Origin of the sequence: Nitratireductor aestuarii (assembly GCF_014641695.1) — a bacterium.
GTDB lineage: Bacteria > Pseudomonadota > Alphaproteobacteria > Rhizobiales > Rhizobiaceae > Chelativorans > Chelativorans aestuarii.
On the sequence record NZ_BMIF01000008.1, the window covers coordinates 1 to 19996 of the forward strand.

17 protein-coding genes are annotated in these 19996 nt (G+C 60.4%); 8 read left to right on the forward strand and 9 right to left on the reverse strand.

All coding sequences use genetic code 11. The features are described 5' to 3' along the window. Positions 1-270: 270 nt before the first annotated feature. The gene (locus IEX27_RS13250) at positions 271-1110 is read right to left on the reverse strand and encodes an LOG family protein (RefSeq protein WP_188721554.1); all 840 of its coding nucleotides are present in this window, start codon (positions 1108-1110) and stop codon (positions 271-273) included. Positions 1111-1264: 154 nt separating this feature from the next. On the opposite strand from IEX27_RS13250, the gene dapD reads away from it, so the two are divergent. From dapD to IEX27_RS13270, 4 genes are all read left to right on the forward strand, one after another. Beyond that, complete coding sequence (gene dapD, locus IEX27_RS13255; protein ID WP_188721555.1) at positions 1265-2119, forward strand: 2,3,4,5-tetrahydropyridine-2,6-dicarboxylate N-succinyltransferase; 855 nt, start codon at positions 1265-1267, stop codon at positions 2117-2119. A 114-nt stretch (positions 2120-2233) separates the two neighbouring features. Continuing rightward, positions 2234-2608, forward strand: a complete 375-nt coding sequence (locus IEX27_RS13260) for a DUF805 domain-containing protein (RefSeq protein ID WP_188721556.1) — start codon at positions 2234-2236, stop codon at positions 2606-2608. A 58-nt stretch (positions 2609-2666) separates the two neighbouring features. Continuing rightward, entirely contained in the window at positions 2667-3854 is a 1188-nt protein-coding gene (gene dapE, locus IEX27_RS13265) for a succinyl-diaminopimelate desuccinylase (RefSeq protein ID WP_188721557.1), read from the forward strand. Then, positions 3851-4453 carry a transporter gene (locus IEX27_RS13270; RefSeq protein ID WP_188721558.1) on the forward strand — a complete coding sequence of 201 codons (603 nt, stop codon included), beginning with the start codon at positions 3851-3853 and terminating at the stop codon, positions 4451-4453. Before dapE ends, IEX27_RS13270 begins: the two co-directional genes overlap by 4 nt. A gap of 7 nt (positions 4454-4460) precedes the next feature. On the opposite strand, the gene truA is transcribed toward IEX27_RS13270, so the two are convergent. From truA to def, 3 genes are all read right to left on the reverse strand, one after another. Then, positions 4461-5204: a tRNA pseudouridine(38-40) synthase TruA gene (gene truA, locus IEX27_RS13275; RefSeq protein ID WP_188721559.1), complete on the reverse strand. Its 744-nt coding sequence runs from the start codon at positions 5202-5204 to the stop codon at positions 4461-4463. 26 nt (positions 5205-5230) lie between these two features. Further along, the gene (gene fmt, locus IEX27_RS13280; RefSeq protein WP_188721560.1) at positions 5231-6175 is read right to left on the reverse strand and encodes a methionyl-tRNA formyltransferase; all 945 of its coding nucleotides are present in this window, start codon (positions 6173-6175) and stop codon (positions 5231-5233) included. A 115-nt stretch (positions 6176-6290) separates the two neighbouring features. After that, positions 6291-6821: a peptide deformylase gene (gene def, locus IEX27_RS13285; RefSeq protein WP_188721742.1), complete on the reverse strand. Its 531-nt coding sequence runs from the start codon at positions 6819-6821 to the stop codon at positions 6291-6293. A gap of 115 nt (positions 6822-6936) precedes the next feature. On the opposite strand from def, the gene IEX27_RS13290 reads away from it, so the two are divergent. Then, the gene (locus tag IEX27_RS13290; RefSeq protein ID WP_188721561.1) at positions 6937-8190 is read left to right on the forward strand and encodes a DNA recombination protein RmuC; all 1254 of its coding nucleotides are present in this window, start codon (positions 6937-6939) and stop codon (positions 8188-8190) included. Positions 8191-8619: 429 nt separating this feature from the next. Here the strand turns inward: IEX27_RS13290 and hisG are convergent, their stop codons facing one another. The 4 genes from hisG to IEX27_RS13310 all read right to left on the reverse strand — a co-directional run bounded on the left by hisG (position 8620) and on the right by IEX27_RS13310 (position 13942). Further along, on the reverse strand, positions 8620-9312 hold the full coding sequence (gene hisG / locus IEX27_RS13295; protein WP_188721562.1) for an ATP phosphoribosyltransferase: 693 nt from the start codon (positions 9310-9312) through the stop codon (positions 8620-8622). Then, positions 9309-10430, reverse strand: coding sequence for an ATP phosphoribosyltransferase regulatory subunit (locus tag IEX27_RS13300; protein ID WP_188721563.1), 1122 nt, complete (start codon positions 10428-10430; stop codon positions 9309-9311). Before IEX27_RS13300 ends, hisG begins: the two co-directional genes overlap by 4 nt. 115 nt (positions 10431-10545) lie before the next feature. Then, positions 10546-11997: a histidine--tRNA ligase gene (gene hisS, locus IEX27_RS13305; RefSeq protein ID WP_188721564.1), complete on the reverse strand. Its 1452-nt coding sequence runs from the start codon at positions 11995-11997 to the stop codon at positions 10546-10548. A 139-nt stretch (positions 11998-12136) separates the two neighbouring features. Then, positions 12137-13942, reverse strand: coding sequence for a TadE/TadG family type IV pilus assembly protein (locus IEX27_RS13310; protein WP_188721565.1), 1806 nt, complete (start codon positions 13940-13942; stop codon positions 12137-12139). Between the two features lie 239 nt (positions 13943-14181). On the opposite strand from IEX27_RS13310, the gene IEX27_RS13315 reads away from it, so the two are divergent. Both IEX27_RS13315 and IEX27_RS13320 read left to right on the forward strand, forming a co-directional pair. Further along, the gene (locus IEX27_RS13315) at positions 14182-15039 is read left to right on the forward strand and encodes a TIGR01459 family HAD-type hydrolase (protein WP_188721566.1); all 858 of its coding nucleotides are present in this window, start codon (positions 14182-14184) and stop codon (positions 15037-15039) included. Positions 15040-15045: 6 nt separating this feature from the next. After that, complete coding sequence (locus tag IEX27_RS13320) at positions 15046-16026, forward strand: bifunctional riboflavin kinase/FAD synthetase (protein WP_188721567.1); 981 nt, start codon at positions 15046-15048, stop codon at positions 16024-16026. A gap of 37 nt (positions 16027-16063) precedes the next feature. On the opposite strand, the gene IEX27_RS13325 is transcribed toward IEX27_RS13320, so the two are convergent. Then, on the reverse strand, positions 16064-16633 hold the full coding sequence (locus tag IEX27_RS13325) for a glycine-rich domain-containing protein (RefSeq protein ID WP_188721568.1): 570 nt from the start codon (positions 16631-16633) through the stop codon (positions 16064-16066). A gap of 338 nt (positions 16634-16971) precedes the next feature. On the opposite strand from IEX27_RS13325, the gene ileS reads away from it, so the two are divergent. Further along, positions 16972-19893: an isoleucine--tRNA ligase gene (gene ileS, locus IEX27_RS13330; protein ID WP_188721569.1), complete on the forward strand. Its 2922-nt coding sequence runs from the start codon at positions 16972-16974 to the stop codon at positions 19891-19893. Positions 19894-19996: the final 103 nt, after the last annotated feature.

Consider the following 19996-nt stretch of genomic DNA (forward strand, 5'->3'; position numbering starts at 1 on the left):
TTCCATCATGTTAAATGTGACGTGCGTAAGCAGAGTATTCCCGATAACTCCCTCCAGACATTCCTGGACCGTGTCAAGCATCAGTGCAGTGTCGAAGGAGGTTAACACGCGCGCAATACGCTGCGGTGGCCTGAGCGTCACCATAACCAATTCTCCCCGTCCCGTAGTGTACTGATGATAAGTAATGTTAAATTATTAAGCAATAGTAATTGTGATCAGTTCCCGTTTGCTAGAATAAGTATTTATACGTAGAGGGCGTCGAATTATGTGTCATAATTCGTAAAATGTCGTGATCTCCTGCCATGCCTCCTCTGCTGTATCCACGAATGTTAACAGTTCACTGTCGGTAGGAGATATTGTTCCCTGTTCAGCAAGGAAAGGAATGTTAACCGCCTGCTCCCAGAACGAGCGGCCGAACAGGATAACCGGCACTCGATCCATCCTCCCCGTTTGGATTAGTGTCAGAGTTTCAAAGAGTTCGTCCATGGTGCCGAAGCCGCCGGGGAAAACCACCACCGCTTTCGCGCGCATGATGAAGTGCATCTTGCGGACTGCGAAATAGTGGAAGTTGAAGCAAAGCTCTGGCGTAACGTACAGGTTCGGCGCCTGCTCGTGCGGTAGTACAATATTGAGGCCGATAGACGGTGCTCCAACTTCCGCTGCGCCGCGATTGCCTGCTTCCATAACGCCGGGGCCGCCGCCCGTCACTACTACGTATTCACGGTAGTAAGACTTGGCTGAATGCTCGGAACATAGGCGCGCAAACTTCCGAGCTTCCTCATAGTAGATGCTGTTTGCCTCAAGGTTCTTCTTCTGGACTTCATTCTTCGCGGCCCAGGCTTCGCCACCCGGCTCGGGGATGCGGGCGCCGCCGAACATGATTACAGTAGAACGGATGCCCCGCTCGGTCAGCATCATCTCCGGCTTCAGCAGTTCGAGCTGGAGGCGGACGGCGCGGAGCTCGCGTCGAGTCATGAAGTGCTCGTCGTCCCATGCCAGCCGGTAGGTCGATGACCTCGTCTGCGGTGTATCGGGAACGTTGCGCGCGCGCTTCAGGTCTTCGTCCGAGTGGGGCAGCGGGGTCCAGTTGTTGTCGTCTTCCGGTTTCATTTTTCGCCGTCCTTCATTCATCTCTGGTCAAACGCATTGCACAATTGACCCGGTTCTGCGGTTCGCATAGGGTCCGGCCGGCTTGGCCCGGCCAAGCAATCAGAAACTCAAACATAGTAGCCTCAAGAGCTCCTATAGCGGAGACAGTTCGCTAATGACTACATCGGATATCGCCACACTCGAGAAACTCGTCGAAAAAGCCTTCGACGAACGTGAACAGATCACCGTCGATACGCGCGGCGAGACGCGAGAGGCGGTGGAAGAGGCACTCAACCTTCTGGATAGCGGCAAGGCTCGCGTTGCGGAGCGCCAGGAAGACGGCCAGTGGCTCGTGAACCAATGGCTGAAGAAGGCCGTGCTGCTTTCCTTCCGGCTCAACCCGATGGAAGTCATCAAGGGAGGTCCCGGCGACGCCGTGTGGTGGGACAAGGTTCCTTCCAAGTTTGATAGCTGGAGCGCTGCAGAGTTCGAACGCGCAGGTCTTCGCGCCGTTCCGGGCGCAGTTGTACGCCGCTCCGCCTTCATCGCGCCTGGCGCTGTGCTGATGCCCTCCTTTGTAAACCTCGGCGCCTATGTGGGCGAGGGCACGATGGTCGATACCTGGACGACCGTTGGTTCCTGCGCGCAGATCGGCAAGAACGTTCACCTCTCCGGCGGCGTTGGCATTGGCGGCGTTCTGGAGCCCATGCAGGCCTCTCCGACGATCATCGAGGATGATTGCTTCATCGGCGCACGTTCCGAGGTTGCCGAAGGCGTGATCGTTCGCAAGGGCGCCGTGCTCAGCATGGGCGTGTTCCTCGGCCAGTCCACCAAGATCATCGACCGGACGACCGGCGAAGTCTTCCAGGGTGAGGTTCCGGAATATTCTGTCGTCGTGCCCGGCACGATGCCAGGCAAGCCGCTTCCCAATGGCGAGCCCGGTCCAAACCTTTATTGTGCAGTGATCGTCAAGCGCGTCGACGAGCGGACCCGCTCCAAGACGGCCATCAACGAGCTGCTGCGCGACTAAGTTCGACCGGTCTGGCGCCCACGGCCCGGATCCCGGCATCCCAGACTGGGCGCAATGAGACTACTCTGATACAGAACGTGCATCGGGCTCCTAAACCTCCCGATGCACAGGGACATGGTCGTGAGCAGCAACAACTACATCTGGCTTTTCTTCAGCTTCTCCGGCCGGGTCAGCCGCTGGGTGTACTTTCTCGCAAGCCTGCTGGTAGGCATTGCGCAGGTATTTCCCTATTACCGGCTGTTGCTGGTTCCAGAAGGCAGCGAGGCCGCGGCCACCTGGAGCGCCATCTTCCTGCTTGTGCTGGCCGGATCTTTATGGCCACATGTGGCATTGTCGGTGAAGCGCCTGCACGATTTCAACAGGGAGGGCTTTTTCGCGATTGCTCTCTTTATCCCAGTGCTTTCGATCATCACATTCTTTGTCCTGTGCCTTTATCCGGGCGACAGGCAAGCAAACCGTTTCGGTTCCGTTACAAATTCAAGAAGGTAGTCAGAGCGATCGCGCGGCACCCGTGACATCGATGCAGCTTTGAACTAATTGATATGAAATGACACTTCCGATTGACCCCATCGCCAATCTCGTTGCTCTCGTTCGTTGCCGGTCGGTAACGCCGGCAGAAGGCGGCGCATTGTCGGCCCTTGAAGCCATGGTGGCTCCACTCGGCCTGTCGGTTGAACGCCCCGTTTTTGAAGCCGCAGGCGAAGCGACGGTCGAGAACCTCTATGCGCGGCTGGGGACGGAAGGTCCGCACCTGATGTTTGCCGGTCATACGGACGTGGTGCCGCCCGGCAATGAAGCCTCATGGACGCATCCGCCGTTCGAAGGCATGATCGCTGACGGCGTGCTCTACGGGCGCGGCGCCGTCGACATGAAAGGCGGTATCGCCTGTTTCGTCGCGGCACTTGCGCGCTATGTGAAAAAGCACGGTCAGCCGAAAGGGTCGGTTTCCCTGTTGATCACCGGGGACGAGGAAGGCCCAGCCGTCAACGGCACGGTGAAGCTTCTCGACTGGGCTGCAACCAAGGGCGAGGCGTGGGACGCGGCGCTAGTTGGTGAACCCACTTGCCCGAATGAACTCGGCGACATGATCAAGATCGGACGGCGAGGCTCGCTCACGGGCGAGGTCACCGTCTCGGGCCGGCAGGGCCATGTGGCCTACCCGCACCTGGCGGACAATCCTGTGCGTGGGCTGACGATGCTTGCAGCGGCGCTGATGAACCCGCCACTCGACAACGGAACACCGCAGTTCCCTGCGACGAACCTTGAGATCACCTCGATCGATGTCGGCAATCCGGCATCGAACGTCATTCCCGCGCAGGCGAAACTCGTCTTCAACATCCGCTTCAATGACACGTGGACGGTTGAAACGCTGAAGGCAGAGATCGAGAAGCGGCTCAATGCGGCAGCGCAGGACAAGACGCTACGTCCCGGCCGGGACAACCCGGTCGAATTCCAGCTCCTCTGGAAAGGCGTACCGTGCCAGGTGTTCGTGACGCATGATGAGAAGCTCATCAACACGCTGAGCTCGTCCATTGCCGCAGTAACGAGCAAGACGCCGGAGCTTTCCACCACAGGTGGCACCTCGGATGCGCGCTTCATCAAGAACTACTGTCCCGTCGTGGAATTCGGCCTCGTCGGCCAGACGATGCACATGGTTGACGAACGGGTCGCCGTTTCCGACCTTGAGCTTCTGACGCAGGTCTATCTGCGGTTCCTTGAGGACTGGTTTGCATGACGGCATGGGGCGCAGACATCCAGCTCTATTTCTATGGGGTCTGGCGTCTGATGACCGGCCGGCAAGATGGCCTGAGACTGCTCGATATCTCGGTTGACGGTTTCTGGAATTCTTTCTTCGCCATCCTGGTCGCGCTCCCCGCCCTGCTCATCAGCTGGCTGACCGTTGCCAACGAGGCGGAAGCGCTGATGCTTCTGCCAGGCTCCCGCTTCGATTTTCTGGCCCGCCTCGTTGTTTCCAACGTCGGCGCATGGGTCCTTCCACTTGTGGCGCTTGGCGTCGTCGCTCCCTACGTTCGGATCGCCGACCGCTACGTGCACTATGTCGTGGCAACCAATTGGGCTACGGCGCTGGTGGCATGGATGATGCTGCCACCCACGCTCCTGCAGATCTTTTTTCCCCATCTGGAAGAGATCTCGGTGCTGCTGTCGCTCATTCTCTTCTTTGTGACGCTGTTCCTGTCATGGCGGGTGACGGTCGCTGCAATCGGCAGGGGCCCGGCAGTGGGAACCGGCGTGTTCTTCGCCATGGTCGTCGCGTCGGTGACGGTCCTGTTGTTCCTGCAGTCTCTGCTGGGAGTCCAGATCGAGGGACTGTAGCCCGCCGTCAGTAGTCTACCCCGATCAGATAGAGACCGTGCGCCGGAGCCACCGGGCCGCAGCGTGTGCGATCGCAAGCTGCCAACACTTCTTGCACATCGTCGGGAGTCCAGCTGCCTTCGCCCACTTTCTTCAGCGTGCCCACGAGCGAGCGGACCTGATTGTGGAGGAACGACCGAGCCGAGGCGCGAACCTCGATCTCATTGCCGATGCGGGTCACATCCAGACGGTCGAGCGTCTTCAGCGGGCTTTTCGACTGGCAGTGGGCCGAGCGGAAGGTGGTAAAATCATGATGGCCGATGAGCCGGTCGGCGGCCGCCTGCATCGCCTCCACATCAAGCTCCTTCTTGACGTGCCAGACCCGTTCCCGATCGAGCGCGAAGGGCGTCCGCCGATTGCCGATGCGATAGAGATAGTGGCGCGCCTTGGCTGAGAAGCGCGAGTCGAACGTATCATCCACCTGTGCCGCCGCGAGGATGGACACAGTCTCCTGCGCCAGGGTCAGGTGCGCGTTCAGGCCGTCGCGCATATTGCGGTCAGGCAGGTTCTTCAGGAGGTCGAAATGCGCGACCTGATGCAGGGCATGAACGCCTGCGTCCGTGCGGCCGGCGCCCTTCAGCGTAATCTCCTCGCCGCTCAAGGCGAGAACGGCCCGCTCGATCGCCTCCTGGACCGTCGGCTGTCCAGCCTGCCGCTGCCATCCCGCGTAGGGGGTGCCGTCGTATTCTATATCTATGCGATAGCGGGGCATGGATCAGCGATATCCCTGAGAGGTGTTCACTGGACCCGGTGGCCCTTGTCGACCGTCGCGCCGCGCAGGAAGTCGGCGGCAGTTACCACCTTGCCGCCCGCGCGCTGCAGTTCAAGCAGGCGCACGGCGCCTGAGCCACAGGCGATGGTCAGCAGATCGTCCAGAACCTCGCCGGGCGTGCCGCCCATATCATCGACGCGGGCCGAGCGGAGGATCTTCACACGCTCCAGCTTGCCGCCAAGCTCCATCTCGCACCAGGCGCCGGGCATGGGCGAAAGGCCGCGAATGTGGTTGTGGACGTCGCGTGCATCGCGAAGCCAGTCGATCCGCGTCTCTTCCTTCGAGATCTTGCGGGCGTAGGTCGCACCTTCCGCGGACTGTGGCGTGAGCGTCAGGCTGCCTTCGCCATCGCGAAGCGCTGCCATGGCCTCGACCATGAGCGAGGCGCCAGTTTCCATCAGCTTGTCGTGAAGCTGACCGGCTGTCGTATCCTTTCCGACGGGGACGATGCGGGTAAGCGCGACGGGACCGGTATCCAGTCCTTCGTCCATTCTCATGATCATCATGCCGGTTTCAGAATCGCCCGCCATAATGGCGCGCTGGATCGGAGCAGCGCCGCGCCAGCGGGGCAGCAGCGACGCATGACCGTTGTAAGCGCCAAGCTTCGTTCCCTCGAGGATCGCCTTCGGCAACAGCAGGCCATAGGCCACAACCACCGCCGCATCCGCGTTGAAATCGCGGAACTTCTGCTGCTCTTCCTCGCTCTTCAGCGATACGGGGGTGAAGACGGGAAGGCCCAGCTTCTCGGCTGCCTGATGAACCGGTGACTTGGTCAGTTCCAGCCCACGACGACCAGCCGGGCGTGGCGGCTGGGAGTAAACGGCAACGATGGTGTGCCCGGCGGCGTGAAGCGCCTGCAGCGTCGCCACGGAAAATTCAGGCGTTCCCATGAATATCAGGCGTAAAGGCATTTCATCTTTCCCGATGGGAGTTCCGTTTGCGTTTCGCGCATCTGTGTGGCTGATCGATGGCCCCTTTTGGGAGCCCGTGTTGCGCCAGCCGCCGGAACGCCGGTGTTCGCGCTGATTATCCGACCAGCGGCGCCTGACGGTCCTTCGCCAGTTTCTTGAACTTGCGGATCACCATGTCGCGCTTCAGCTTCGACAGATGGTCTATGAAGAGAACGCCGTTCAGATGGTCGATCTCGTGCTGCAGGCAGGTCGCGAGCAGACCGTCGGCCTCCGTGAGCTTTTCCTTGCCGTCGAGACCAAGTGCCTTCACCATGATGCGGGCGGGGCGTTCCACTTCCGCGTAGTATTCAGGAATGGAGAGGCAGCCTTCCTCGTGCACGTTGAACTCGTCCTCGCTGGCCTTCACAATCTCGGGATTGATGAAGATCTGCGGGTTCTTGGGCTCGTCCTTTTCCGCGACGTCCAGCACCAGCATCCGCAACGGCTCGCCGACCTGGATGGCCGCCAGGCCGATGCCCGGCGCGTCATACATGGTCTCAAGCATGTCGTCGGCGAACTTGCGCAGTTCGTCGTCAATACGCTCCACCGGCTTGGAAACCTGACGGAGCAACGGATCTGGGAGAAGAACGAGAGGTCTTATGGTCATGCGCGTGAGGTAATAGCTCCGCTTCTTGACGTCAATATACTCGTTCTGCACTGCCGTATTTTGTTCTCGTTTTGATCTTCTCTTGGAGCTCGGAATCGTCTACGTTGGGGGAATGATGGATTCCGTTTCACTATTTGCCATTCCTGTCGCGCGCTTTGGCTCGGCGACTTTGACCGTCGGGCACATCGCCTGGGTGGCGGGTGCGGCCATGCTCCTGCTGCTCATCTGCACGGTCGTGGTGATGGTGCGAGCCTCACGTTCGCGGGCCTTGGCTGCGGCAGAAGCAGCGGAACGAGCGCGTGAAACGGAAGAGCGGATGCGTGAGGTCAGCCGCACTCAGGCGGAGCTCTACGGGCGGCTTGGGACAATGGCCGAAATCTTCGGTTCACGGCAGGCGGAGCTGACGAAGGCGCTGTCGGAGCGCCTCGACGGCATGAGCAATCGCCTTGGCACCTCCATCACCGAGCAGACCAAGGCGACGCATGAGAACCTGACGAAGCTGCAGGAGCGGCTCGCCGTCATCGATACGGCGCAGAACAACATTCAGACCCTCGCCGGGCAGGTGGTGCAGCTGCAGCAGATTCTTGCCAACAAGCAGACGCGTGGAGCCTTCGGCCAGGCGCGGATGGAGGCGATTGTTGCCGATGGGCTGCCGTCAAACGCCTATGAGTTTCAGGCGACGTTGTCGAACGGCAGCCGTCCCGACTGCCTGATCAAAATGCCGAATGGCGCACCGCCGCTGGTGATCGATGCGAAATTCCCGCTGGAAGCGTGGAACGCCATCAAGGCTGCCGCCGACGGTGAGGGAGGCACGGACGCGCGTCGTGTCGCGGAGGCGGCCTTCCGCCGGGATATCGAGGTCCACATCAAGGCGATTTCCGAAAAATACCTGCTCAATAGTGAGACGCAGGAACTGGCCTTCATGTTCGTGCCGTCGGAGTCGATCTTCGCCGAGATCCACGAGAACTTTGAAGCGCTGGTGCAACGGGCGCATCGCGCTCGCGTCGTGATCGTGTCGCCATCGTTGCTGATGCTGTCGATCCAGGTGATCCAGTCGGTGCTGAAGGATGCACGGATGCGCGAGCAGGCGCACCTCATCCAGTCGGAAGTCTCGAAGCTGATGGTTGACGTGTCGCGGCTCGACGATCGCGTGCGCAAGCTGCAGGGGCACTTCTTCTCCGCGCAAAAGGACGTCGACCTGATCATCACCTCTGCCGACAAAATCACCAAGCGCGGCAGCCGGATTGAGGCGCTGGAGCTTGGACCCACCGCCTCGGCCAAGGACGATGGACCGGAGGAGCGGGAGCTGGAACCATCTGTCCCGCCACTCGGGTCAGGCCAGCTCAGGCTTCGCGTGGTGGATGAGTAGGTGGAGCGAACAGACGAGGAGAAGGAGAAGGGGAGAGGAAACAGGCTTAGGTGTGACGGGGCACGGATGCGTTGCGTGCGTGAGCGGAGCGGGAGCGAAAGTGGTTCGATGGCGGGTGCTACCACCTTCATGCTGAGCCCGTCTAAGCACGAAGGGTCCAGCTTGTTTGCTTTGAACCGCGTGGTTCGCCCTTTGGCAAGCTAGAGCAATCCCACGAAAAGTGGGAACCGGTTTTCCGTCCGGAATTGCGTTAAGACAATGGCTTAGATCATCAAAGCGTTTCTGTGAAACACTGAGATGATCCCAGGAAGCTCAACACGCAGTGGTAGCACAAGCTCGCAAAACGTGTGCCTGGGCGCTCTCAAATCGAACGCGGAGGCTCGTGGGGAGCGCTGAGCGGCTCCCGCGATATAACGTCGAACGGTGTGTTTACCGGTTCAGCGCGGCAGTCATTGCCGCGATGGTTTGAGCGTCTTCGTCTGAACGGTCCTTCAGGGATTCCACGAGACAGGCTTCGGAGCGCAGGATCACGCCGTCGTTCAGGATCTTCAGGTGGTTTGCCTTGAGGGTCGAACCGGTCGAAGTGATGTCGACGATGATATCGGCGGAGCCGGCTGCCGGAGCGCCTTCCGTGGCGCCGAGGCTTTCGACGATGCGGTAGACCTGAATACCATGCTTCTGCGAGAAGAACTGCTGCGTCAGGCGCCAGTACTTGGTCGCGATGCGCAGGCGGCGGCCATGACGCTGGCGGAAGTCGGCGGCCACGTCGTCCAGATCGGCCATGGTGGAGACGTCGAACCAGACTTCCGGCACGGCGACGATCACGTCGGCGCGGCCAAAGCCGAGGCGAGCGCGGATCGCGACCTTCTGATCCCACTCCGGAATGGTCTCGCGGATCAGGTCTTCGCCGGTGACGCCAAGATCGACGTTGCCGACCTCGAGCTCGCGAGCGATCTCGGAAGCCGAGATGAACTTCACGTCGATGCCAGGATGACCATCTACCGTCGTGCTGTAGCTGCGATCGTCCTTGGGCTGGGCCACCGCATAGCCGGCCCTGGCAAGGCGGGCGATTGCTTCATCCTTCAGGCGTCCCTTGGAGGGGAGGGCGAGGGTAATCGTCATGAGCGCGCCTCCCGCAAGCTTTCAACCCGATCGAGCCAGACCGAGAACCCGACGCCGGGGATGGTTTCCTTTGCCCCAAGCAGCGTTAGCAGCCGGTCGTAGCGGCCGCCGCCCACGAGTGGCTGAGACAAGCGATCCGACCCGATCTCGAAGATGAAGCCGGTATAGTAGTCGAGCGGACGGCCAAAGCCGGCGTCGTAGTGAATGTTGTCCAATGGAACGCCGGACTTCACCGTTGCGTTGTTGCGCTTTTCAAACTCGTCCAGCGCCTGATCGATCGCGATGCCAGAGTCTTTGGCGAAGGCCGCGAGCGTATCGACGGCGGTGCCGATCTCGACCCGGAGCGCAAGGAAGTTGCGAAGGGCGTTCAGTGCGCCTTCGGAGAGCGTCAGGCTGTCCAGCTGCCGCTTTTCGCGCAGACGGCGGGCGATCTCCTGCGGATGCCGTCCCGCCGAGGTGGAGTGGCCCATCGCCACCATCTGGCTCTCCACGTGCGCGACGAGTTCGGCCTCGTCATCCTTCTGTACAAGAGCGGCGATTTCCGGCGGCAGGGGCTGCGACGTGCGCGGCGTCCGGAACTCGTTGATCGTGGCGTCAAGACGCTCGGGCGAACCGAACGCGCGGAGCAGGCGCTTCTGCAGACCGCGGGGAAGTCCGAGAGCCGACAAAACCGCCTCGAAAATTGCCTGATCGCCCACAGTTACGGTCAGCGGTTCGGTTGGCAGAACGGCTGTGAGCAGCGCATGCGCGTCGGCAAGCGAACGGGCATCAGCCTCCGGCCGGTCGGCGGAACCCAGATCCTCGATGCCCGCCTGAAAGAACTCCGTGCCACCCTCACGACGCTGGCGGAAAACTTCGCCAAGGTAGCCATAACGGCGCGGCGTCGAAGCGCGCTTGGAGATGTGATCGAGGCAGACAGGAATGGTAAATTCCGGACGCAGGCAGAGCGACTGACCGGTCTCGTTTTCGGTAAGATAGATCCGGCGGCGCAGGTCCTCGCCTGCCATGTCCAGGAACGGATCAGCGGGCTGCAGGATGTCGACATGCGTCAGCGCCACGTCCCGCGCTTCAAACAGCGTGAGAATATCCGCAGCAAAGGTTGGATAGCGAGAACTCATCGAACGGAGGCCTTTCGCGTCACCGGATGGTTTCGATCAGATCATCCCAGCTTGAGGGCCGAGATGATCCAAGCCGTTGATTATACGCAATTCATGGCGTAGCGGGCGGCGATTGTCAGGCGAGCCTGTCTTCCGCCTGAGCTGCCAACACACGCTTGACCGCCTCGATCATCTCGCCTTCGGCCACGGAGAACTGCGCGGGGCGCGCTTCACGCCATGTGGTGTTGTCGGTGATCTCCTCGGAGAGACGCATGCCTTCCACGAGGTCCTTGATCTGCACTTCACCATTGGCGCGTTCGTCGCCGCCCTGGATGACAACGCAGGGGCTGCCGCGACGGTCCGCATATTTCATCTGGGCCTTCATGCCGGCGCCGCCGAGGTACATCTCGGCGCGGATGCCCGCCTGACGCAGGTCGGAGACCATCTTCTGGTAGCGGCCAAGGCTTTCGATGTCCTTGTCCATCACCATCACCACCACGGGTGCCTGGGTTTCGACCGTCTGCAGCTTGCCGAGGTTCTTCAGCGCCGTCATGAGACGCGAAACACCGATGGAGAATCCGGTCGCCGGGATCGGTGCGCCCTTGAAGCGGGAAACGAGGCCGTCATAACGACCGCCGCCGCCAACGGAACCGAAGCGGACGATCTGGCCGTCCTCGTTCGGGATTTCGGCAAGCAGCTCCGCCTCGAAGACCGGGCCGGTGTAATATTCAAGTCCTCGCACGACGGAGGGATCGATCTTTACGCGACCGTCGTCGTAGCCTGCGGCGGCGCATAGCGCTTCGATCTCGCGCAGTTCCTGCACGCCTTCGTTGTCTTCGATCTCGCCGGTCTCGATGTAGCTCAGGACCTTGGCGATAGCTTCATCGTCCAGACCTGCGCCCTTGGTGAAGTCGCCGCTTTCGTCCAGACGTCCCTTGCCGAGAAGCAGGCGTACGCCTTCCGGGCCGAACTTGTCGAGCTTGTCGATGGCGCGCAGAACCGTGAGCCTGCGTCCGGCATTCTCGTCGCCGCCGAGGCCAATGGCTTCAAGAACGCCGTCCAGAACCTTGCGGTTGTTGACACGGATGACATAGTCGCCGCGGGCGATGCCGAGGGCTTCCAGCACGTCAGCCATCATCATGCACATCTCGGCGTCTGCCGAGACATGCGGCGCGCCAACGGTGTCAGCATCGAACTGCATGAACTGGCGGAAACGGCCGGGGCCGGGCTTCTCGTTGCGGAATACCCAGCCGTTGCGGTAGCTGCGGTAGGGCTTGGGCAGACGCTCGTAGTTTTCCGCGACGTAGCGGGCGAGCGGTGCGGTCAGATCGTAGCGCAGCGACAGCCACTGCTCGTCATCGTCCTGGAAGGAGAAGACGCCTTCGTTCGGACGGTCCTGATCCGGCAGGAACTTGCCCAGCGCGTCGGTGTATTCAATCAGCGGCGTCTCGACGGGCTCAAAGCCATAAAGCTCGTAGACGCGGCGAATCTTCACCAGCATCTCGTCGACGGCGCGGATGTCCTCAGGGTGTCGGTCAACGAGCCCGCGCGGGAGTCTTGCCTTCACCTTGTTTGCTTTTTCGGCCATGTCTTCGCTCTGATACAGTCATTGAGATGCTGAGGTTTCGCCAGATGCGTCCCTATGAACGACATCCGGCGAGTTTCCCTAACCGATCAGGCCAGCAGCGACAAGTGCGCAGCGTTGCGGAGATACACGATCAAGCGTGTTAACCGACAAAGCGCAGGTTGGAGAGCTCGTCGGCGATCTGGCGGAACGTTTCGGCAAGTCCGGCTCCCGTCGTGTTCCAGAAGAGCTTCTGGTCGCGGCGGACGCGAGATTCAGAAGAGCACTCCTCCAGAAGGTTGATCTGTTCCTTCTCATCGCTTTTCGACGTGCTGAGATCCAGCGACACGGTCATCACGATGAGGCCCGCCTGCTTCGCATTGGTGCAGACCTGGCGCATGTGCTGGTTCATCGCCTTCGTATAGTTGGAATTGTTGTGGGTCTTGCTGACGCTGGTTCCGTCGAAGATGCGCTCGCGTGAGGCGTAACCATAGTTCGAGTAGATCGATTTGTTGTTCGCTTCGTCGGCTGCTGCCTGCTTGTTCGGTGCTGCCAGGCTTGATGCTGTATAGTAAGTGTTTGCACCGTCAGTGAGAACGATAACAACCTTGTCATTGCCTTTCTCACGATCGGGCCGGCCCTGGGTGAAGGGCTCGGATCCGGACACCACGCGCCAGCCCCAGGCAATTCCCTCTGGCACGTTGGTGGCGCCGTTGGAAACCATGGCGTCAATTGCGTTCTTGATCTGGTTGGCGCCGGAGGTTTTCGTCACATCGGCGAGGGGCGTGATGGGCGTTACGGTGCAACTGAGGTTAGGACCCTTACCGTCGGCGAAACCGGTGATTTCGTTGGCGGTGAAGTACTTGGGCATGTACTTCTGGCGATTGGCGGCGGTGCCGGACGTGAGCAAGTCAGACCACCAGTTGTTGTAGGCCTGGCGACCGTTGGCCGTCGTGTCAGTCTCGTCCGGTGCAAACATCGGAACGAAAAGCGTGTCCGGGTTGCCGGTCGTCGGCACAGTGTTGTCGACGTTGTATGGATATGGCCGCATCTCGACACACCCCGCCCAACTCGTCATCGGCGCTTCGGCCCAGGTGGTACAATTTCCCTTGTTGTCCTTTTTCGTACAGTATTTGCGCCTCAAGTCATCGAAAAGAGAGAAGCGCGACGCGATGGAGTTGCGCGCCGTCCCCCAACCGGTGCCCGTTTTCTTGTAGACACCATTGACCTTTTCGACCTTTAGGGACGAGGACATCGTTCCCCAATCAAAGTTCTCGTGGTGGATCGAGGAGCGGCCTTCCGTGTCCATCCAGCTCGCGGAGCCATTGGACGTACCCACATTCACTGAGGCGGCGAAGGGGACGACGGCAAACTGAACCGGCTTGTCCACCTGCTTCATCAGGGTGCCCTGCGCGGCAAGTGTGTCGACCAGCTGCTTGGCGGCTTCCTTGAGGAGATCGAGGCGCTTCTTGCCCGAACCCGATCCCTTTTCATCCATCGAACCGGAATTATCGAGCACCAGCGCGACTTCGAGCGTGTTCTTGAGGCGGACTTCGTTTTCGGCGAAGAGCTTGATGTTGATCGTATCTTCCTTGCCAAGCAGGGCGAGGAAGGCGCCGTAGAAAAGCGGGTCGTAGTGAAGGTCGGCAGACATCTTGATGGTGTTGCCGCCCGCGCTCTGGTCCGGCAGTTCCACGCTCAGGACCACATTCTTAGCCTTTACCGGTCCGAGGTTGGCCTCGAAGAAGTCCTGCGCGAAACGGCGCACCTCGGTTTCGGACTCGCCGCTGAGCAGCCGCCAGGCGGTCGCCATGTTGGCGGCGTCAAGGGCGTTGAGCGTCGCCTGACGATGACGGCTCATCTCCGTATAGTCGATCGCCAGCGCCACAGCGCCAAGAACCGGAACCATGGCAATCGCCAACAGCATGGCAAAGTTGCCACGCGTGTCGCGGACAAACTTCCGTAGCATGTACCTACCCCGCCACTTACTTCACTGAGGCGTAGCCCCCGTTGCCAAAGGTGCTACCCGAGCAACGGCTTATACGTTCCTTAAATGGCCAAACGGTCAAAAAGACTGGTTTATGAAGGGTTACGGCGAAGAGGATGTTTTGCTCAAACCGGGTGACAGTGCGGGCGTGTTACGCTATGCCTCCGCACATCCATGCCCAAAATTCGGGCAAACCTCTACCGCAGTGCCAAGGACCATTCATGCCATCACTCGAGATCATCGACAGACTGGACGGACTGGCGGAAAACTATTCCGCAATTCTGTGCGACGTTTGGGGTGTCATTCACAATGGAGTGGAGGCGTTCGGGCCAGCGGTGGAAGCCCTGCAGCGCGTCAAGCGTCAGGGCAAGGCGGTGGTGCTGATCACCAATGCGCCGCGTCCGCATGGGCCGGTAGAGGAGCAGCTTCGTTCGCTGGGTGTCGCCGATGATGCGTACGATTGCGTCATCACCTCCGGCGACGTGACCCGCGAACTGATCGCGGCTGGCCCGCGGAAAATCTTCCACATAGGTCCGGACCGCGACATGAGCCTCTATGACGGGCTCGACGTTGAAGTAGTCGAGGAGTTCGAGGCTTCCGGCATTGTCTGTACCGGCCTTTACGACGATCGGACGGAAACGCCGGATGACTACAAGGAAATGCTGCAGCGTCTGCGGGCACGGGACCTGCCGATGATCTGCGCCAATCCGGATATCGTGGTGGATCGCGGCGGCACTATCATCTACTGCGCAGGCGCGCTGGCGGCGGCATACGGCCAGCTGGGCGGGCGGACGCAGATTGCCGGCAAGCCGCATCACCCGATCTATGAGGCGGCGCTTGCAACCGCGAGCAAGCTTCTCGGCCGCGAGCTGGGGACAAAGGATGCGCTAGCCATTGGCGATGGCGTCATGACCGATGTAAAAGGCGCCGCAAACATGGGGATTGACGTGCTTTTCGTCACGGATGGCATTCATGCGGCTGAATATGGCGACGGCGGCAGGCCGGACGCTGAGCGTGTTTCCAAATTCCTTGCGTCGCACGGCTTCACGCCAGTCGCTGCGACCGTGCGGCTTCGTTAGACGGCAATGAGCGACTTCTTGCGTATTTCAGGAGCTGAAGCTTTGCCCGCCCATCTGCGCGGGGCTGTTGTGGCCATCGGAAATTTCGATGGTGTTCATCGCGGTCACCAGACGGTGCTATTGCGAGCCCTGGAGATCGCGCGAGAGCATAACAGGCCGGCTGTGGTGTTGACGTTCGAGCCCAATCCGCGCTCGGTGTTCCAGCCCGACGTGCCGCTGTTCCGGCTGACGCCTGCGCCGATGAAGGCGAAGGTGCTGGATCTTCTGGGGTACGACGCGGTCGTTGAGCAGAAGTTCGACCGGGATTTCGCCGCCATACCGCGGGAGGTCTTCGAGACCGAGATCCTGGCGGAAAAGCTGGGCGCCGGTTGCATCGTCACCGGATATGATTTCCACTACGGCAAAGCCCGCGGCGGTACCTCGCAGACACTGAAGGAAGCCGGGCAGCGGCTGGGCTTCAATGTCTGCATCGTGGACGCCTTCACCGACGAAGGCGGCGAGGTGATTTCCTCAAGCCGCATCCGCAAGCTGCTTGCGGGAAGCTCCGTGGCGGAGGCTGCAGGCCTGCTCGGCTACCGGTTCACGGTGGAAGCCGAAGTCACGCATGGCAAGAAGCTGGGCCGGACGCTGGGTTTTCCGACGGCCAACATGGTGCTGTCGGGTGATGTCGAGCTTGCCCACGGTATTTACGCGGTCCGCCTGCGTCGTCCCGACGGCACGGTTCATGACGGGGTGGCGAACTTCGGCAAACGGCCCACGGTCGATAGTGACGGTGAGCCGCTGCTCGAGACCTATGTGTTCGATTTCGAGGGGGATCTCTACGGCGAAGTCTGCTCCGTCTCGCTCTTCGGCTTCCTGCGTCCGGAGCTCAAGTTCGACGGGCTCGATGCGCTGGTCGTGCAGATGAAGCAGGACGAAGCGGAAGCCCGGGCGCTGCTTTCCGGCATGCGACCGCTGTCCCAGCTCGATCTGGATCTGACGTTTTAGGCTGCTGTCCACGTATCCGTCCTTAGACGGCTATGGTTCAAAGAGCGGTACCAGCCGTTACAGAACAGTTGTGGCTACCGCAGAGTGCCAGGCATATCAAACATGGAGAGTAACCCGCCTCAGGCCACAGCGCAGCATCTGGCGCTTGTCCAAAGGTGGCAGCATAAGCCAAATTAAATCTTGTAGTATCTGTCGCACTTCTGCACGACGGCGCGTCATCAGCATGGGGAACATGGTGAAGAAAGGTTCCGGCAACATCATTGCAGAAGCTGTGATATTGTTCAGTGAACAGCAGAAAGGTGTGCCAAAAATCGTCCACGGGACCGCGCATAGCTAACGGGCCATCGTAGATCGCAGAAAGGGCCAGAAACCGCTTGAGCTCTCGGGCATGCGAAGCTGCCACTTCGGGATCGACACACTTGTCCGCGATATACCGGCGAATGATCCTTTCCAGGGGGAAATTCTCAGCTACAGCGATGATTTCTCGGATCTGTTGAGGCGTTTTCCGCGTAGTCAGCCTGATTTCTGGTTCTTGCAGCGGATCTTTTTGGGAGGCTAGATTCTTGCGCTGATTATTCGCTGCTGTGTGGGCAATGAACTGGGTCATCTCACGCATCTCCGTTTGTGATCCACAAGCCTAACGCGGCCTGGCCGCCTGATCTATTTTTCGGCATGATCGTGGTGGAGGCTTGTGGAAACGATCCCTGCGGTGGTCTGGGGACCAAAACCCCAAGAAAGGCTTTATTCTTGATCAGGCGTCGGTTAAAAGCCCCAGCATGATGACGCATGCCGGTATGAGCCTTCTTGTTTTGCGAATTACTGGCCCGATCTTCCACAGGGCGTAAGGTCCGGGAAGGTCGGGATATCTGCGCTCGCAGCGCTTCCATCTCCTGATATGACCATCAGCGGGACCATAAGGTCATCGCAATCCATACGGCGAAAATAATGAGCGAGACTTCCGAGAAGCTGGACTATTCCAAGACCCTCTACCTGCCACAGACGGATTTTCCGATGCGGGCGGGTTTGCCTGAGCGCGAGCCGCAGTTCGTGCAGCGCTGGAAGGACATGGGTCTCTACGAGCGCCTGCGTGAAGACGCCAAGGGGCGTCCGCAGTTCGTGCTCCATGACGGTCCTCCCTATGCGAACGGCAACATCCACATCGGCCATGCGCTGAACAAGGTCCTGAAGGACGTCATCACCCGCTCGTTCCAGATGCGCGGCTATGACTCCAACTACGTGCCGGGCTGGGACTGTCACGGTCTGCCGATCGAGTGGAAGATCGAGGAACAGTACCGCGCCAAGGGCAAGAACAAGGACGAAGTTCCGATCAACGAGTTCCGCGAGGAATGCCGGCAGTTCGCCAAGAACTGGATCGGCGTGCAGACGGAAGAGTTCCGCCGTCTGGGTGTCGAAGGCGACTTCAAGAACCCTTACACGACGATGGCCTTCCATGCGGAATCGCGCATCGCCGGCGAGCTTCTGAAGTTCGCCACCTCCGGCCAGCTCTACCGTGGTTCCAAGCCGGTCATGTGGTCGGTGGTCGAGCGCACCGCACTGGCCGAAGCCGAGGTCGAGTACCACGACTACGAGAGCGATACGATCTGGGTGAAGTTCCCTGTCGTGGAAGGCCCTGCTGAGGTTGCCGGCAGCCATGTGGTTATCTGGACGACGACCCCCTGGACAATCCCGGGCAACCGTGCGGTCAGCTATTCACCGCGCATTGAATACGGCCTTTACGAGGTTACCTCTGCCGAGAACGATTTCGGACCTCAGGCGGGCGAGAAGCTGATCTTTGCGGATGCGCTGGCAGAAGAATCCTTCGCCAAGGCAAAGCTTGGCTACAAGCGCCTGGCAGGTCTCACCGCAGACCAGCTGGCAGCGATCACGCTCGCTCATCCGCTCAAGGGCTTCGGCGGCGGTTATCAGTTCGCGGTTCCGATGCTGGCGGGCGATCACGTCACCGACGATGCGGGTACCGGCTTCGTGCACACGGCGCCCGGTCATGGCCGCGAAGACTTTGACGTTTGGATGGAGAAGGGTCGCGAGATTGCTGCTCGTGGCATCGACACCGCCATCCCGTTCACCGTGGATGACGCCGGGTTTTTCACCAAGGATGCGCCGGGTTTCGGTCCGGACCGCGAGGGTGGAGCTGCGCGCGTCATCGATGACAATGGCAAGAAGGGCGACGCCAACAAGGCCGTCATCGAGGCGCTTATCGGCGCCAACATGCTGTTTGCGCGTGGCCGCCTGAAGCACCAGTACCCGCATTCCTGGCGCTCCAAGAAGCCGGTGATCTTCCGCAACACGCCGCAGTGGTTCATTCCTATGGACAAGGAGCTCGGCGACGGCACGACTCTCCGCAGCCGTGCACTCAAGGCTATCGATGAGACGCGCTTTGTGCCCGTTGCCGGCCAGACGCGCCTGCGCGCCATGATCCAGGACAAGCCGGACTGGGTTATTTCCCGCCAGCGTGCCTGGGGTGTACCGATCTGCGTCTTTGCGGACGAGGATGGCAACATCCTCAAGGATGAAACGGTCAATGAACGCATCCTCGCCGCCTTCGAAGCTGAAGGAGCCGATGCGTGGTTCGCAGAAGGTGCGAAGGATCGCTTCCTTGAAGGCCGCGACGACAAGGACCGCTGGACGCAGGTGAAGGACATTCTGGACGTATGGTTCGACTCCGGTTCAACCCACACGTTCACGCTGGAAGACCGTCCAGACCTCAAGTGGCCGGCTGACGTCTACCTCGAAGGTTCCGACCAGCATCGCGGCTGGTTCCACTCGTCGCTTATCGAAAGCTGCGGAACGCGTGGACGTGCTCCCTACGACACTGTCATCACCCATGGCTTCACCATGGACGAGGACGGCCGCAAGATGTCGAAATCGCTCGGCAATGTCGTCGTGCCGCAGGACGTCATGGCGAAGTCGGGCGCGGATATCCTGCGTCTCTGGGTCATGACCACGGACTACGCCGATGACCAGCGTCTCGGCCAGAACGTGCTGCAGACGAACATCGACGCCTATCGCAAGATGCGCAACACGATCCGCTGGATGCTGGGCACACTCGCCCACGACGATGGCGAAGTCGTGCCGTTGGCCGATATGCCGGAGCTGGAGCGGCTGATGCTGCACAGGCTCTCGCAGCTCGATGAGCTGGTGCGCAAGGGCTACGACAACTTCGACTTCAAGCGCATTGCCCGTGCACTGATCGACTTCATGAACGTCGAATTGTCGGCGTTCTACTTCGATGTCCGCAAGGATTCGCTTTACTGCGATGCGCCTTCGAGTCTGCGCCGCAAGTCGGCAATTCAGGTCGTCCGCCAGCTGTTCGACCATCTGGTCACGTGGCTTGCGCCGATGCTGCCGTTCACGACGGAAGAGGCATGGCTGTCGCGCTATCCGGATGCGGTCTCCGTTCATCTCGCGCAGTTCCCGGATGTTCCGGCGGAATGGCGTGATGATGCTCTCGAAGCCAAGTGGGACAAGATCCGCAAGGTTCGCCGTGCTGTCACCGGCGCGCTGGAGATCGAGCGCAAGGCGAAGACCATCGGTTCCTCGCTCGAGGCTGCTCCGGTCGTCCACATCACCGACGCGGAACTCGCCGAGGCCGTGGAGGGTGTGGATCTGGCTGAAATCAGCATCACCAGCGGTCTGGAAGTACGGACGGATGAAGCTCCGGCTGACGCTTTCACCAGCGAAGACGTCAAGGGCGTTGCGGTCGTGTTCAAGCGCGCAAGCGGGCAGAAGTGCGCGCGTTCGTGGCGCTACACGGATGACGTCGGTTCCGATCCGGACTATCCGGATGTCTCCGCTCGCGATGCAGCGGCATTGCGGGAGCTGGCAGCTAAGGGTCTGCTCGCACAGTAGGTTTCCGCCCTGTGGAAATCAGCAGGCGGCGAATTATGAATTGCGGCGGCGTTGCACAGACGCCGCCGCTGCTATAAGAAGCGCCTTATATTGCCATTCTCTT